Annotated in this window: 12 protein-coding genes; 5 read left to right on the top strand and 7 right to left on the bottom strand. The window is 65.7% G+C overall.

What is annotated here, in order from left to right; all coding sequences use genetic code 11:
• Window positions 1-62 precede the first annotated feature (62 nt).
• Both AUR64_RS14010 and AUR64_RS14005 read right to left on the bottom strand, forming a co-directional pair.
• Window positions 63-1,472, bottom strand: a complete 1,410-nt coding sequence (locus AUR64_RS14010) for a sulfatase-like hydrolase/transferase (RefSeq protein WP_058582555.1) — start codon at window positions 1,470-1,472, stop codon at window positions 63-65.
• 83 nt (window positions 1,473-1,555) lie between these two features.
• Window positions 1,556-2,971: an oligosaccharide flippase family protein gene (locus tag AUR64_RS14005; protein ID WP_058582554.1), complete on the bottom strand. Its 1,416-nt coding sequence runs from the start codon at window positions 2,969-2,971 to the stop codon at window positions 1,556-1,558.
• Window positions 2,972-3,183: 212 nt separating this feature from the next.
• On the opposite strand from AUR64_RS14005, the gene AUR64_RS20560 reads away from it, so the two are divergent.
• The 3 genes from AUR64_RS20560 to AUR64_RS13990 all read left to right on the top strand — a co-directional run bounded on the left by AUR64_RS20560 (window position 3,184) and on the right by AUR64_RS13990 (window position 6,623).
• Entirely contained in the window at window positions 3,184-4,395 is a 1,212-nt protein-coding gene (locus AUR64_RS20560) for a glycosyltransferase family 4 protein (RefSeq protein ID WP_162265543.1), read from the top strand.
• Window positions 4,396-4,506: 111 nt separating this feature from the next.
• Window positions 4,507-5,616 carry a DegT/DnrJ/EryC1/StrS family aminotransferase gene (locus AUR64_RS13995; protein ID WP_058582552.1) on the top strand — a complete coding sequence of 370 codons (1,110 nt, stop codon included), beginning with the start codon at window positions 4,507-4,509 and terminating at the stop codon, window positions 5,614-5,616.
• Entirely contained in the window at window positions 5,613-6,623 is a 1,011-nt protein-coding gene (locus tag AUR64_RS13990; RefSeq protein ID WP_058582551.1) for a Gfo/Idh/MocA family protein, read from the top strand. The genes AUR64_RS13995 and AUR64_RS13990 overlap by 4 nt, the downstream gene beginning before the upstream one ends.
• Here AUR64_RS13990 and AUR64_RS13985 read toward each other — a convergent pair.
• The 5 genes from AUR64_RS13985 to AUR64_RS13965 all read right to left on the bottom strand — a co-directional run bounded on the left by AUR64_RS13985 (window position 6,595) and on the right by AUR64_RS13965 (window position 11,054).
• Entirely contained in the window at window positions 6,595-7,374 is a 780-nt protein-coding gene (locus AUR64_RS13985) for a formyltransferase family protein (protein ID WP_058582550.1), read from the bottom strand. The genes AUR64_RS13990 and AUR64_RS13985 overlap by 29 nt on opposite strands.
• Window positions 7,375-7,726: 352 nt before the next feature.
• Window positions 7,727-8,533 carry an agmatinase gene (gene speB, locus AUR64_RS13980; protein ID WP_058582549.1) on the bottom strand — a complete coding sequence of 269 codons (807 nt, stop codon included), beginning with the start codon at window positions 8,531-8,533 and terminating at the stop codon, window positions 7,727-7,729.
• Window positions 8,533-8,907, bottom strand: a complete 375-nt coding sequence (locus tag AUR64_RS13975; protein WP_058582548.1) for a translation initiation factor IF-5A — start codon at window positions 8,905-8,907, stop codon at window positions 8,533-8,535. The genes speB and AUR64_RS13975 overlap by 1 nt, the downstream gene beginning before the upstream one ends.
• 104 nt (window positions 8,908-9,011) lie before the next feature.
• Window positions 9,012-10,688: an ABC1 kinase family protein gene (locus AUR64_RS13970; RefSeq protein ID WP_058582547.1), complete on the bottom strand. Its 1,677-nt coding sequence runs from the start codon at window positions 10,686-10,688 to the stop codon at window positions 9,012-9,014.
• Window positions 10,689-11,054 carry an Hsp20/alpha crystallin family protein gene (locus tag AUR64_RS13965; RefSeq protein ID WP_058582546.1) on the bottom strand — a complete coding sequence of 122 codons (366 nt, stop codon included), beginning with the start codon at window positions 11,052-11,054 and terminating at the stop codon, window positions 10,689-10,691. It lies immediately after the preceding gene.
• 211 nt (window positions 11,055-11,265) lie between these two features.
• Here AUR64_RS13965 and AUR64_RS13960 point away from each other — a divergent pair, with 211 nt between their 5' ends.
• Window positions 11,266-12,531 (top strand): molybdopterin molybdotransferase MoeA, encoded by a 1,266-nt coding sequence (locus AUR64_RS13960; protein WP_058582545.1) that lies wholly within the window; start codon window positions 11,266-11,268, stop codon window positions 12,529-12,531.
• Window positions 12,528-14,417 carry a molybdopterin biosynthesis protein gene (locus tag AUR64_RS13955; RefSeq protein WP_240479613.1) on the top strand — a complete coding sequence of 630 codons (1,890 nt, stop codon included), beginning with the start codon at window positions 12,528-12,530 and terminating at the stop codon, window positions 14,415-14,417. Before AUR64_RS13960 ends, AUR64_RS13955 begins: the two co-directional genes overlap by 4 nt.
• The last annotated feature ends 48 nt before the right edge of the window (window positions 14,418-14,465 follow it).

Here is a 14,465-nt window from a genome sequence, read left to right as displayed (position 1 = left end):
TGCGTCGCATTCTCCGGAGAAAAGACGGGCTTTAGCGCGCGACCGTTCGCCGCGCAGAGAGTTTAGACGTATCCCAAATCCCGGAGCCGACGCTCGACGCTTCCGGTCGGGCCGTCGTCACTCGCGGCCGCTTTCGCCCGTTCACGCGCTGTCGACACCGACTCGTCGAACGGGTCCGTCGCCCACGTGGGCGGTTCGGATTCGGTCTCCGACTCCACCTCCCGTTGCCATCCCGGTCGTTCGGCGACTAAGTCGTAGTGGACGACACTACCGTTGTTGTCCCACTCGTACTTCTCCTTCTCCCGATATGCACAGCGAATCGACCGGTCGAATCTGTCGGAATCGATGTCGACGAGCGGGTCGTTGCCCGGCGTCAACCCGAGCAGTTCCGCGGGTGCGACGTCGGTCGTCACGTCGGGCGTCTCATCCCGTCCTAGACCGCGAATCAGGCGGCGAAGCGAGAGATGTGAGACGAGTTCGGACTCCACGTCGTCGTAGCCTTCGGGCGGGTTGACGAGGAGCAGCGGGACGTGGAGGACGCCCTCCGAGAGACTGCCGACGTGACCGAGGAGACCACCGTCGGCGGCGGTTCCAAGATTCTCGCCGTGGTCGGCGGTAATCACGACAGTCGTCTCGCGGTCCAACGCGAGCAGGTCGTCGACGAGCGCCGCCACCTGCTGGTCGAGGTAGTCGACGCTCGCGGCGTACAGTCCGCGGTAGCGCTGTAGTTTCGTCTCGGTTTCGTCGTCTACGTCGCCGACGACGTGCCACGGTTTCAGTCCCTGCGTCGACCAGCCGAGCGGTGTTCCGGCGATGGTTCGGTCGTAGCCGAGCGTGTCGCGGTGCGGTTCGTGGCCCTCCATCAGGTTGCAGAAGGCGACGGTGGGGTCGTCGCGGCCGGCGAGACGTGAGCGCAGTTCGCGTCGAACCGTCTTCGCGCCGTCGTCGAACGGCGTCGGAAGACGGTTTCGGGTCGCGCTGTCGAGTTGAAGGGCGATGGCGTTGTACAGACTCGCAGCGGGTTTGTCGTGGTCGAGCGCCGCGCGAACGATATCGAGATACCGGTCGATGCCGGGTTCGTCGTGGTCGGCGATGAACTCCGCGACGTCGAGACCTTCGGGTCGGCGGCGGTCACGGGTCACGTCGAGGAAGTCGTCGAAGTGCGCGTCGAAGCCGTACGCGGAACCGGCGTAGACGTTGGTGCTGATGCCGAGCGAGCGATGTTCGGACAGGTCGCCCACGAACGTGTCTTCAGTTTCGAGCGCGTCGAGACGCGGCGAGAAAGCGGTCGCACCGTGTTCAGAAGGAAGTTCGCCGGTGAGCATGCTCGCGTGACTCGGCACCGACCAGCCGCTGGCGGCGCGGCACTGCTCGAAGGTTACGTCGGCGCGTTCCTGCAGACGCGGCGCGAAGCGGTCGAAGAAGTCCTTGCGGACGGTGTCGAGACAGAGGACGACGACGTTTCGGGGCATTCGATACGCGACTCGTCGGCCGAGACGGGGTTTAGTATGTGGCCCCTACGCGACGCGCCGGATTTCGGGAGCGGCCGCCACGTTCACGTCGACTCCAGCGCCGAGCGCAGTCGGAGGCGCACGTCCTCGCGCGCCAGCATGCCGAGGCCGTAGACGACCGCCCCCGCGCCGACGAGGCTGACGACGCCGACGATGGTGTCACCGGCGACGACTCGGTCGAGCGCGTAGATAGCCGCACCCATCACGAGGGCGGCACCGACCTGCCAGCCGATAGCTCCCCAGTCCGCCGAGAGCGTCAGTTCCCGACGGAGCAGCCAAATCTGGGCGACTGCGGCGACGGCCGCCGTCGTGAGCGTCGCCACCGCCGCGCCGTAGATGCCGAACTCGCTGACGAGGACGACGTTGAGCGCGAGGTTCGCCACGAGCGAGACGATGTTCGTCCAGAAGACGATGTCCGGGCGGTCGATGCCGAACAGGACGTTCTGGGTGACGTATTTGACGGCTTGAGCGAGTTGCCCGACGGTGAGGATGAGAAGCACCGTCGCGCCCGTCTCGAACTGATACAGCGTCGAGAGCAGGTCGTCGCCGAGGAGCGCAACGCCGACGATGGCGGGGATGACGAACATCACCGCGTAGGTGAGCGCCTGTCTGAACGCCTGTTCGATACCGTCCATGTCGCCGTTCTCGTGCCAGCGGGTGATAGTCGGCGCGAGTGCGATACCGATGGCCTGCGCACCGAGCAGCGTGATGCCGGTGAGTCGCCACGACGACTCGTAGACGCCGACGGCGGCTTTCGACGCCAACGCCGCGAGGACGAGCGTGTCCGCCCACGTGTACGCGAGGTGGCTGACGTTCATGCCCGCCGTGTAGCGGGCGAACTCGACGAGGTGTTCGATTGCACCGCGCGTCGGCAGCGTCAGCGAGGTATCGAGCAGCCAGAAGGAGACGAGCGCCGACAGCGCCAGCGACACCGCGGAGCCGTAGATGAGGCCGACGACGCCGAACTCCGCGATGAGCGCGATGGAGACGACGAGGCGAACGACTTGACCGAACAGGTCGAGAAGCCCCGACACCGACACTTTCTGTTCACCGCGAAGCGCGCTGACGAGGATGCTCCGGCACGCGCCGAGACCGACGACGAGCACGAGAAGCGGGGCCGCGGTTTCGAGGTCGACGAACGAGTCGACGCGTGCCCCGAAGACGAACACCGCGAGCGACACGATGCCGAAGGTGCCGACGGCCAAGAGCAACGCGGCGGTGAGATACGGCGCTCTCTCGTCGGCGGTCTCCTGCTGGCTCATCCGTTTGACCGTCGCGCCGGGGAGACCGACGCTCGCCGCGAGCGTGAGGATACTCACGAGCGTCTGGAACGTGAAGTAGATGCCGAGCGACTCCGCGCCGAGGGCGCGCGCGAAGTAGATGACGCTCAGAAAGCCCAGCAGTCGGGTGAAGACGCGCGACCCGAACACCGCGATGCTGTCGCGTTCGAGCGCTACCACGGCGTGTTCACCCGACAGCGGCGTCGAGGCGTGTCGCGAGGACTCTCGGCCCGTGGACTCCCGTTCATTCGCCTGCAGTCGGGGCCGGAGGGCCTTCGTTACGACCTCCGTACCGTGCGGTCCGCACGCATACGTGTCCCCGTTCGAGATGCGGTACGCGACGCATAACAATCTACGACAATCACATCTCGTGTCATCAGATGCGGATTTGTATGGTACTGCGCAAGCAGTATCCGACCGACGTACGGGTCGCAAAGGAAGCGTCGGCGCTCCTCGACGCCGGGCACGAGGTAGAACTGCTCTGTCGCGGCCAGTCACACCTCCCAGAACACGAAACCATCGACGGCGTCGAGGTACGCCGCCTCACCGTCTACGGCCGGTCGTCGACCGCACGGTGGCCCGAGACGCTCCGATTCCTGACCCAGCGAGTCCACCCGCTGTGGGCCGACGCAATGCGCGAGGCCGTCGACGACGGCGCGGACGCACTGCACATCCACGACCTGCCGCTGGTTCGGACGGCGCTGTCGGTCCGCGAGGAGACGGGCGTCCCCGTCGTCGCCGACCTCCACGAGAACTACCCCGAGGCGATTCGGCAGTGGCGACGGATGGACGAACCCAGCGACGTGTACAGGAGTCCGGCGCGCATCGCCGACTACGCGTTTCAGCCGGTTCGGCGCTGGAAACGAATCGAGGAGCGCTGCGTCCGCGAGGCCGACCACGTGCTGACGCCCGTCGAAGAGGGACGAGAGCACTATCTCGACAACTGCGACGCGTCGCCCGAGTCGGTGACTGTCGTCGGCAACACCGTCGAAGTCGAGAAGTTCGACCCCAAAGAAGTCGAGACGGTCCCGGAAGCCGACGACGAGGCGTTCACGCTCTCGTACGTCGGGAAGTTCGCACCACACCGAGGACTGGACACGGTCGTTCGCGCGCTTCCGGCCATCGCCGATGAGATACCGAACGTCCGCCTGCTCGTCGTCGGCGCGCCGGGAACACCCACCTACGGAAAGGAGTTCAACGGACTCTGCGCGCGGTTGGGCGTTCTCGACCGGGTGACGTACACCGGTTGGGTCGACTTCGAGCGTGTCCCCGACTACATGGCCGAGAGCGACGTCTGCACAGTCACGCACGCGTCGACGCCGCACACCGAGACGACGGTGCCGCACAAACTGTTTCAGTACATGGCGATGGAGCGACCGGTCCTCGTCAGCGACGTGAAACCGCTCGCACGCATCGTCTCGGAGACCGAATCGGGAGCGGTGTCGGGCGCGGGTGACCCCGACTCCGTCGCCGACGCGGTGTTGGAACTGGCCGACGAGGAGACCGCGAGAGAACGAGGACAGAACGGTCGCGCCGCGGTCGAAGGTCGGTACGGATGGGCACACGACGCCGATTCACTCCGAACAGTGTACGAATCGCTCTGAGCGATAGTCGCTCAATCTGTCTGTTCTTCTCCGACAAAATGACCGCTTTCGCTCTTCCTCGGAGACGGAAGTCTCCGCATAACGAAGGTGTTCACGCCCTCAGACATATTTATGGACGGTACTGTACGATTTACTGATGTATACGTCGACGACGACATCGTCGACCGGGCAGCGTCGGTACTCCGGAGTACCCGGTACGTCAAAGGGCCGGTACTCGAGGAGTTCGAGGCCAAATTCGCCGAGTTCTGCGGCGTCGACCACGCCGTCGGCGTCAGCAGCGGAACCGCGGCGCTACTGCTCGCGTTCCGAAGCGCGGGTGTCGAAGCGGGCGACGACGTGTTCGTTCCGGGCCACACGTTCTTCGCCACCGCCAGTCCCGTGCTCTCGCTGGACGCGAACCCCGTGTTCGTCGACGTGGACCCCGAGACGTACACGATGGACCCCGAAGACCTCGCGGCGAAGGCTGCCACCGCGGAGAACCCCACGGCTATCGCTCCGGTACACCTCTACGGCCAACCCGCACCGATGGACGAAATCAACGACATCGCCGACCGCTACGGGATGGCCGTCGTCGAGGACGCCTGTCAGGCCCACGGCGCGACCTACCGCGGCGAACGAACCGGCAGCCTCGGCGACGTCGGCTGTTTCAGCTTCTACCCCTCGAAGAACATGACCGTCGGCGGCGACGGCGGCATGCTCGTCACCGACGACGCCGAACTCGCGGAGACGGCGCGACGCATCCGCAACCACGGCCGCGACGAGTCGGGAACGCACGTCGAACTCGGGCTCAACTACCGACTCGACGAGATGAAAGCCGCCGTCGGCATCGAACAACTGTCGCATCTCGACGACTGGAACGCCGCACGCGCCGCCGCCGCCGCGAAGTACGACGAGCGACTCGGCGAGATGCAGGGAATCGAGACGCCCACCGTCGCCGACGACGGCTCTCACGTCTACCACCTCTACGTCGTCCGAAGCGAGAACCGCGAGGCGCTCCGCGAGCACCTCTCGGCGCGCGACATCCAGACGGGCATCCACTACGAGACGCCCGCACACCTGCACTCGGCCGTCGTCGAGCAGATGGACGAGACGCCGACGCTCCCCCAGACGGAGATACTCTGCGAGGAAATTCTCTCGCTGCCGATGCATCCGCGCATCACCGACGAGGAAATCGAGCGAGTCTGTGACGCTATCGAGTCGTTCGTCGGGGTGCCTGCGTGAACTACGCCGTCGTCGGCACGGGCTACTGGGGGTCGAACCACGTCCGTGTCGGCGCGGAACTCAGAGACGCCGGAGAGATAGACGAACTCGTCGTCTGTGACGTCGACGAGGCTCGTGCGGCCGAGATGGCCGCCGAGTTCGACGCCGAATACGTCACCGACGTCGGCGCGCTTCCGGGGCGTGTCGACGCCGCGACGGTGGCGACGCCCTCGCCGACGCACCACGGTGTCGGCACCGACCTACTGTCGTCGGGCGTCGACATCATGGTCGAGAAGCCGCTGACGCTCGACGCCCAGAACGCCTGGGACCTCGTCGAAACGGCCGAACGATACGGTCGGACGCTCGGCGTCGGCCACATCTTCCGACACCACCCGCTCGTCACCGACCTCAAACGCCGCATCGACGCCGGCGAGTTCGGCGAGATTCGCTACCTGTGGACGAACCGCTTTGCCCTCCGCGAACCGCGACGCGGTGCCGGAGTCCTCTACTCGGTGGCCGTCCACGACGTGGACCTCTACGGCTACCTGCTCGACGCGTGGCCCGACAACATCGGCTGTCGCCTCGATTCTTTCGTCCGCGACGACATCGACGAGACGGCGTCGCTCTCGCTCGGTTACGGCGAGACGACGGGCGTCATCTCGGCGTCGTGGCAGGTTCCCGTCTTCGGCAAGTCGCGGGAACTCGTCGTCGTCGGCAGCGAGCGCGCCGCCCGCATCGACTACCTCGAAAACGAACACTACGAGACGTTCAGCCTCGACCCGGAGACGGGCGCCGAGGAAGGAACCGAGACGATAACCGTCGAACCGGTCGAACCGCTGAAAGCAGAAGTGGTCGACTTCCTCGACGCGACGAAGAGCGCCCGACACCCGAAAGCCGACGGGCGCGTCGGCGCGGCGGCGGTCGAACTCTTGGAGGTAGCCACGCGCGCCGATGCGACCGGACGACGACTGTCCACCAGTCGCACCGAGGGAAACGGCGCTACGGTGCGTCGTTGTAGTCAGCCGTGAGGTAGACGCGTTCGCCGCCGACGGTCGTGTACGCCGGTTCGAACGGCGGGAAGTCGAGCGCCCGAATCGTGTCGTACAGCGCCAGTTCGTCTCGGGTTTCGAGGTCTTCGCGTGAAATCTCTTTTTCGCCGTCCAAGCTGTCCTTCTCGTAGTAGTAGCGCTTCCCGTCGAACTCCGACTGCGGGCGGGCCATCTCGTGGACCTCTCCGGAGACGATTTCGGGGAGCACGTCGGCGAACAGCTCTTCGGAGGCCTCGTTGGCTTTGTCGTACACGTCGCGGGCGCGGTCGGTCTCCTCGATGGGGACGAACGCGCGAGCGACGATGTCGCCGGCGTCGACTCGCTCAGCCATCACGTGCAGCGTCGTGCCGTGTCTCCAGTGGTCGTCGTCGCGGGCGTTCATGATGGCGTGGCTGAACACGTTGCTGCCGCGGTAGCGCGGGAGTTCGGCTTGGTGGAGGTTCAGCGATAGCTCATTGGCGTGCTCCAGCAGTTCGCCGCCGAGAATGTTCGGATAGTAGACGCTGACGAGATAGTCGATATCGTGTTCCAGCACCTGTCGTTCTTCGGCGAGCGAGAGTGTGGGGTAGCCGAGCGAGTCGGCGAGGTCGTACACCGAACCCTCCCACCACGTATCGGCGTCTGGTGAGTAGGTGACGACGAGTTCGACCGACACGTCGGGATGGGCGTCCAACTGCGAGAGACACGCTTCGCCGAGGGGGTGACTCCCGAAGAAGGCGACGGATATCATGACGATACGTCGCAGGCGACGGCTCTTATAATCAGAGGTGAACGTCTGGGCGGCGCTCCGTGAGGGGGGTGTCGTCGCGTGTTGCTACAGCGGTCTGCTGAACGTCGTGTTCGGTCGACAGACACGGAAGCTTGCGAATGCAGCCACCGCTATTATCTATGCCGATGGCGTACAGTCTGTTGCGAGCGAAATACGAGGTGACTTACTATGAGTAAGTTCCGCAGCGCGCTTCGCGTCTGGCGTCGACTACCGCGTCGAACAAAGCGCAGTATCACGCGAAAGATGCGACGTGTGCTTCGTCGCTGAGAGGCGACGTCGCTCGCGTTTTACAAAGTAGCAGAGAAAGCGACGGCTACTGGTCCGTCGCCCGCTCGTAGACGAACTCCTTCAGCAGTTTTCCGCCCAGCGACGCGGCTTGGCCGTCGTCTCGGTCGTTCACTTCGACCACGTCGAAACCGTCCGTCGCCGGGGCGACGGCGCGTACCACGTCGCGCATCTCCCGCGGCGTCAACCCGAACGGTTCCATCGTCCCCGTCCCGGGGGCGAATCCGGGGTCCGCACCGTCGATGTCGACGCTCAGGTAGACGGAGGAATCGGCGTCGAACTCGGGGGTCCAGTCGGAGACGTCCTCGGGCGCGACGACGGTGACGTCGGCTTCGGCGGCGCGCTCCCACTCTTCGGGTGAACCGGTCCGGGCACCGAGGATAATCGCCTCGTCGGCGGTGTCGAGCACGCGGCGAGTGACGCAGGCGTGACTCCACTCGTTGCCGTCGTACTCGCTTCTGAGGTCGAGGTGGGCGTCGAGACAGACGAAAACGTCCGGGTCGACGGCGCGGACACCCGCGGCCGTAACGGTGTGCTCGCCGCCGAGGGTGATTGGAACCGCACCGTCGGCGACGGCGTCGCCGAGTTCGCCGCTGAGGAATCGGACGTACTCGGCGGCGTCGCTCCACGCGTGGAGGTCACCGGCGTCGTGGACCGCGAGGTCCGAGAAGAACTGGTCGGTTCGACGGTCGTAGTCGTCGAACGTTTCGGCGAATTTTCGGATTCTATCGGGACCGAAACGGGCCCCTGGCTGAAAACTCGTGGAGATGTCCAGGGGCGCACCGACGATGACGAAGTTCGCGTCACTGCGTTCGGCGGTCGCCCCGGGGAACATTACACGACCTTTCGGTTGCCTTCGTACTCGAGGTATTCGATTTCGCTCTCCGGGGAGAAGTCCTCGCCCTCGGGGATGCGCATCGTGAACGTCTCGTAGGTGTCGAGGTCCATCACCTGTGCGTCGTCGCCGGTGACCGAGACGACCTGACCCTGCTTTCGGTCGATAATTGGGACCCAGACCTTCGCGTCGACTGGCTGGCTGAGACTGCGCTTCTTGCTGTCGAAGACGCCGCGACCTTCGACACGAGCCTTCGCACTGCCGTGCTTGCCCGGTTTGGCGGTGCTGTAGTGGTCGATTTTACACGGGGCGCTGTCCATCATGACGTAGCTGCCTTCCTGCAGTTCACGAACCTGCTTCTGCTGTTTCGCCATACAGCGACTTACCGAGGCGGCGGTATAAACGGTTTGGAAACGAGTCGTCCGCGGCTACGACCGTGCGTCGACAGTGCCCTCACGGGCCGAGACGACGAGTGCGCTCAGTCGCCGCGTCGTTCGCGCATGCTTTGTCTCGTGAACTGCGGACGCGCGCGGATGCCTTTGCGCTTCTTGCGCAGCGACCGGTAGAGCAGAAAGCCCATCGGGAGCGTGATTCCGACCATCGCGGCCGCAAAACGCCAGTCGTTGCCGAAGGCGTACAGAATCGACGCCGAGAGCAGGCCGACCGAGAACAGCAGACTGTACGCGATGCGCCGCGAGAGGCGGTCGAACACGTCGTTTTTGTCCTCGATGCGGACGTTGACGGTGACGTTCTCGCGTTCGAGTTGGTCGAGCGTCCGGTCGAGTTTCGGCGGGACGGTGATGAGCGACTCCGTCGTCTGCTGGAGTTGTCGGCCGGCGTCTTCGACCAACTGCTTGGCCGTCTCCTCGCGGTATCCCGTCTCCGAGAGATAGTTCGTCGCCACGGTGATGAAGTCGAAGTCCGGGTCGAGCGTCACACAGACGCCTTCGACGACGGTGGCGACGCGGAGGACGAGCGCCATGTTCTGGGGCAGTCGAAGGGGGAACTCGTAGATGGTGTCTTCGACCTGCTGAATCACCTGCTGGACGCGGTACTGTTCGATGTCCTCGCCGCGAACGTCGGCGATGGCGAGTTCCATCACGTTCGCCATCACCTCGCGGTCGGCCTCCGGCGAGAGCGTCCCCATCTCGACCAGCGAGTCGAGGATGCCGTCGATGTTCTGGTTGGCGACGGCGATGTAGAACTCGACGATTTTGTCCTGGATGAACGGGTCGACGGTGCCGCTCATCCCGAAGTCGTAGAAGATAATCGACCCGTCGTCGTCGACGGCTAGATTGCCGGGGTGGGGGTCGGCGTGGAAGACGCCGTCTTCGATTATCATCTGCAGGTAAATCTCCTGCAGTTTGACCGCCAGTTCGTGGCGGTCGATGTCCATCTCGTCGAGCGTCTCGACGTCGCTAATCTTCACGCCCGGTTCGTACTCCATCGTGAGCACGCGAGGGCCGGAGACGTCGTCGATGGGTCGGGGGATGACGATGTCGCGGTTCTCCTCGAAGTTCGAGCGAATCCGGACGAGCATGTCGCGTTCGCGGCCGTAGTCCATCTCCTCTCGAATCGTCTTGGCGAACTCGTCGGCGAGGCTGTCCAGCGAGAACGCTTGGCCTTCGCCGACGAACCGCGAGACGAGCGGAATCGACCATTTGATGACGCGGAGGTCGGCTTCGACCAGTTCCTCGATGCCGGGACGACGAATCTTGACGGCGACGCGTTCGCCCTCGTACTCGGCGAGGTACACCTGCCCGAGACTCGCACCGCTGATGGAGTCGCGGTCGAAGGCGTCGAACTTCTCGTCGACGGGGCCGAGTTCGTCTTCGATGACGACTCTCGACTCGTCCCACGGGGCGGGTGGGACGTCGTCCTGCAAACTCGACAGCACGTCGATGTACGCCGGCGGAAGGATGTCCGGGCGCGTCGACAGCAGTTGCCCGAGTTTGATGAACGTCGGCCCGAGCGTCAACAGCGTGTCGAGCAGTATCTCCGCTCTGTCGACCTGCATCTCGGCTGTGACCTGCCGTGACCGACCGAACAGGAAGAACCGATTCCGGTCTCTGGTGTAGGCGACGATGAGCGGGAGGAATCGACGGAAGACGACGAGGAACCGCCAGTATGCCCGCAGATTGACCAGTGTGACCACCTACTCCGCGGAGTCGTCCGTTATCGGAATCGACCGCTCGGGAGTGGCCGTCCGCTTGGGGAGGTGAAGTTCGAGGACGCCGCGTTCCATCGACGCCTCGGCACCGTCGCCGGAGGCGTCCGGCGGGAGGGGTAGTTCCGCGTCGAGGAACAGCGAGCGGTCCTCGCGGAGGTAGCGGAACTCTTGGGGGAGACTCTTCTCACGTCGGGCTTCGATGACGAGGCGGCCGTCCTCGAACCGCACGTCAGCCGTCTCGGCGGTGACGCCGGGCAAGTCCACGACGAGGAGGTACGCATCGTCGCTCTCCAACAGGTCGGCGAACACCGCTTTGGGCAGTTCCCGCAACGCGTCGCGCAGCGCTGACATAGACACGACTACGGGTTGGGGGTCGAAAAACCCGGCGGTCGAAATCCCCCGACGCGACGGGCGAGATGCCGGTTCGCTTCGGCCAACGCGTCGGGGTGACCCGAGGAACCCAGACGACCCGAGAGCGGCCCGACTGACCCGCGACCCGCGCCCCGAACGCGGACACCGGCGCCACGTGGACGCTTTTGTCCCCGCGGTTACAACGAGGCGTATGAGCCACGACGACCTGCGACGCGCCGGATTCAAAGACCGGACACGCGTCGCCGACGCCCGCGAGCGACTTCTCGCGGCGGTCACGCCACACGAGCGAACCGAACGAGTGGCGCTCGAAGCCGCCGACGGCCGAGCGCTCGCCGAGACGGTTACCGCCGCCCGCGACGTGCCGGGCTACGACCGCGCGGCGATGGACGGTTACGCCGTACAAGCGAAGGATACTTTCGGCGCATCCGGACGCTCCCCGTCGGTGCTGCGACTCGCCGAAGCGAAAAAAACGGAGAGCGCCGACGAACGCGACGTCGCCCCCCAGGTGAACCCCGGCGAGGCCGTCCGCGTCCACACCGGAAGCGAGCTCCCCGACGGCGCGGACGCCGTCGTGATGGTCGAACAGACCGAAGAAATCGGCGACGAAGTCGAAGTGTTCGACGCGCTCGCAGAGGGTGAGAACGTCGGCGACGCCGACGAAGACGTCGCAGATGGCCAGTCGCTGTACGACGCCGGTCACCGCCTTCGGCCGTCGGACCTCGGCCTCCTGAAGTCCGTCGGCGTCCACGAAGCGGAGACGTACGAGCGACCGCGAATCGCCGTGATTCCGACCGGTGAGGAACTCGTCCAGCGAGACCCGGAACCCGGGGAAGTCGTCGAGACTAATGGACTGACGGTCTCGAAACTCGTCGAGCGCTGGGGCGGCGACGCGAGTTACAGAGACGTCGTGACCGACGACGAGGAAGCACTCCGAGAGGCCATCGAGTCGAACCTCGACCACGACGTGGTGGTGACCACGGGGGGGTCCTCGGTCGGCGAACGCGACCTGACGTACGAAGTCGTCGACGAACTCGGCGAGGTGTTCGTCCACGGCGTCGCGTTGAAACCGGGTCACCCCGTCGCACTCGGTGAAGTCGACGACACGGCTGTCGTGATGCTGCCGGGCTACCCCGTCGCCTGCGTCATCAACGCGGTCCAGTTCCTGCGTCCGGCGCTCAAGCGCGCGGGTCACCTCCCCGACGACCCGTTCCCGACGCGAGAGGCGACGCTGACTCGGAAGGTACCGAGCGAACCCGGGATTCGGACGTTCGCCCGCGTTCGAACCGAAGCGAGCGAGAACGGAGAAGAACTGGAGGCGACGCCGACGCGCGCCAGCGGGTCGGGTATCCTGTCGAGCGTCGCGCTGGCGGATGGATGGGTCGTCGTCCCCGAAGAGCGCGAAGGCCTCGAAGCGGGTGCAACCGTCGCCGTGGAGAACTGGGAGTGGTCGGCGTGAGCGAGAGAAAGGAATTCCGTGACCTCGCCGAACCGGAGGCGGCCCACGCCGCCATCGCGTCGCTGGACCTCGAACCCGACACCGAAGTCGTGCCGCTGGAGAAAGCGCGCGGCCGCGTGCTCGCCGAACGAGTCGACGCCGACCTCGACGTTCCCGGCTTCGACCGGGCGTCGATGGACGGTTACGCCGTACAGGCGAAAGACACCTTCGGCGCGGACGAAGCCGACCCCGCGACGCTCGAACTCGTCGGCGAAGTCCACGCGGGCGCGGAACCGGAGGTGACCGTCGAAGCCGGGACGTGCGCCGAAATTTCGACGGGCGCGGTGATGCCGCCGGGTGCGGACGCCGTCGTCATCGTCGAGCGGACGGATGAACACGGTGCGAACGAAATCGAAGTCCGGACCGCCGTCGCGCCGGGCGACAGTGTGATGTTCGCCGGCGCGGACATCGCCGCCGGCGCGCGAGCGCTCGGTCCGGGAACCCACCTGACACCGAGAGAAATCGGCCTGCTGTCGGCGCTCGGCCGCGACGAGGTACCGGTCCGTGGTCGCCCCCGCGTCGGCATCGTCTCGACCGGCGACGAACTCGTGCGGCCGGGCGAGACGCTGCACAGCGCCCGCGGCCAGATTTTCGACGTGAACAGCTACACCATCGCCACGGGCGTCGAGGAGGCCGGCGGCGAAGCCGTCCTCTATCCGCACGCCGGCGACGACTACGACGAGATGGAGCGCCTGCTGGTGCAAGCGAGCGAGGAATGTGACCTCGTACTCTCGTCTGGGTCGACCTCCGCGTCTGCGGTCGACGTCATCTATCGGGTCATCGAAGAACAGGGCGAACTGCTGCTGCACGGCGTCGCGGTCAAACCCGGAAAGCCGATGCTCGTCGGTCGGTTGGAGGAGTCGGCGTACGTCGGCCTCCCGGGCTATCCGGTGTCGGCGCTCACCATCTACCGGACGTTCGTCGCGCCGGCGGTTCGCCGCGCGGCGGGCGTTCCGGAACCGCAGACGGCGACGGTGAGCGGGAAGATGGCGGTTCAGGAACGCTACAGCGAGGGTCGGATGCGACTGATGCCCGTCGGATTGGTAGAACGCGAGAACGGAGAGACGCTCGTCTACCCCGTCGACAAAGGCAGCGGTGCGACGACGAGTCTCGTCGAAGCCGACGGTATCGTCGAAGTCCACCCGGACACCGAGTATCTCGCCGAAGGCGAGGAGGTGGACGTGCTGCTGTTCTCGCCGGACGTGCGTGCGCCGTCGCTTCTCGGCGTCGGCGAGGACGACCCGCTGTTGAACCGCTTGCTCGACCGTCTCGGCACGCCACGCTACCTGCCGGTCGGGAGCAGAGAAGGGCTTCGTCGCCTCCGAAACGGCGTGCCGGACGTGGCCGTCGTCGCCGGCCCGGTCGAACGCGACGTCGACGCCGTGGACTTGGGTGGGTGGCGACGCGAGTGGGGCCTCGTCGTCCCCGACGGCAACCCGGCGGGCGTCGCCGGCGTCGCGTCGCTCGTCGACGACGACCTGCGGTTCGTCAACCGCGACTCGAACTCGGGGCTTAGAACGAGTCTGGGCAACGCCGTCGCCGAGTTGGCCGACGAACGCGGCGTCTCGCGTCACGACGTCGTCTCCGAAATCGACGGCTTCGACCGCTCGGTGAAAGCCTCCGAGAGTCCGGCCCGGCGCGTTCTCGCCGGCGACGCCGACGTGGGTATCGGGTTGCGGGCGACCGCCGACCGACTCGGTCTCGGCTTCGTCTCGCTGGGGCGTCAGGACGTTCGCGTCCGTGCCAACCCCGACCGAACCGAAAAACCGAGCGTCGACGTGTTACGGGCCATCCTCGACGATTCAGAGGAGTACGCCGAAACACTCACCGGCTACGACGCGGCGTAACCCGACACGCTCCGCGGGGTAGATTCCTCTGCCAAACGTTCTCATATC

This window comes from Haloprofundus marisrubri (assembly GCF_001469955.1).
Classification (GTDB): Archaea; Halobacteriota; Halobacteria; order Halobacteriales; family Haloferacaceae; genus Haloprofundus; species Haloprofundus marisrubri.
This window is presented reverse-complemented; position numbering and strand designations above follow the sequence as displayed.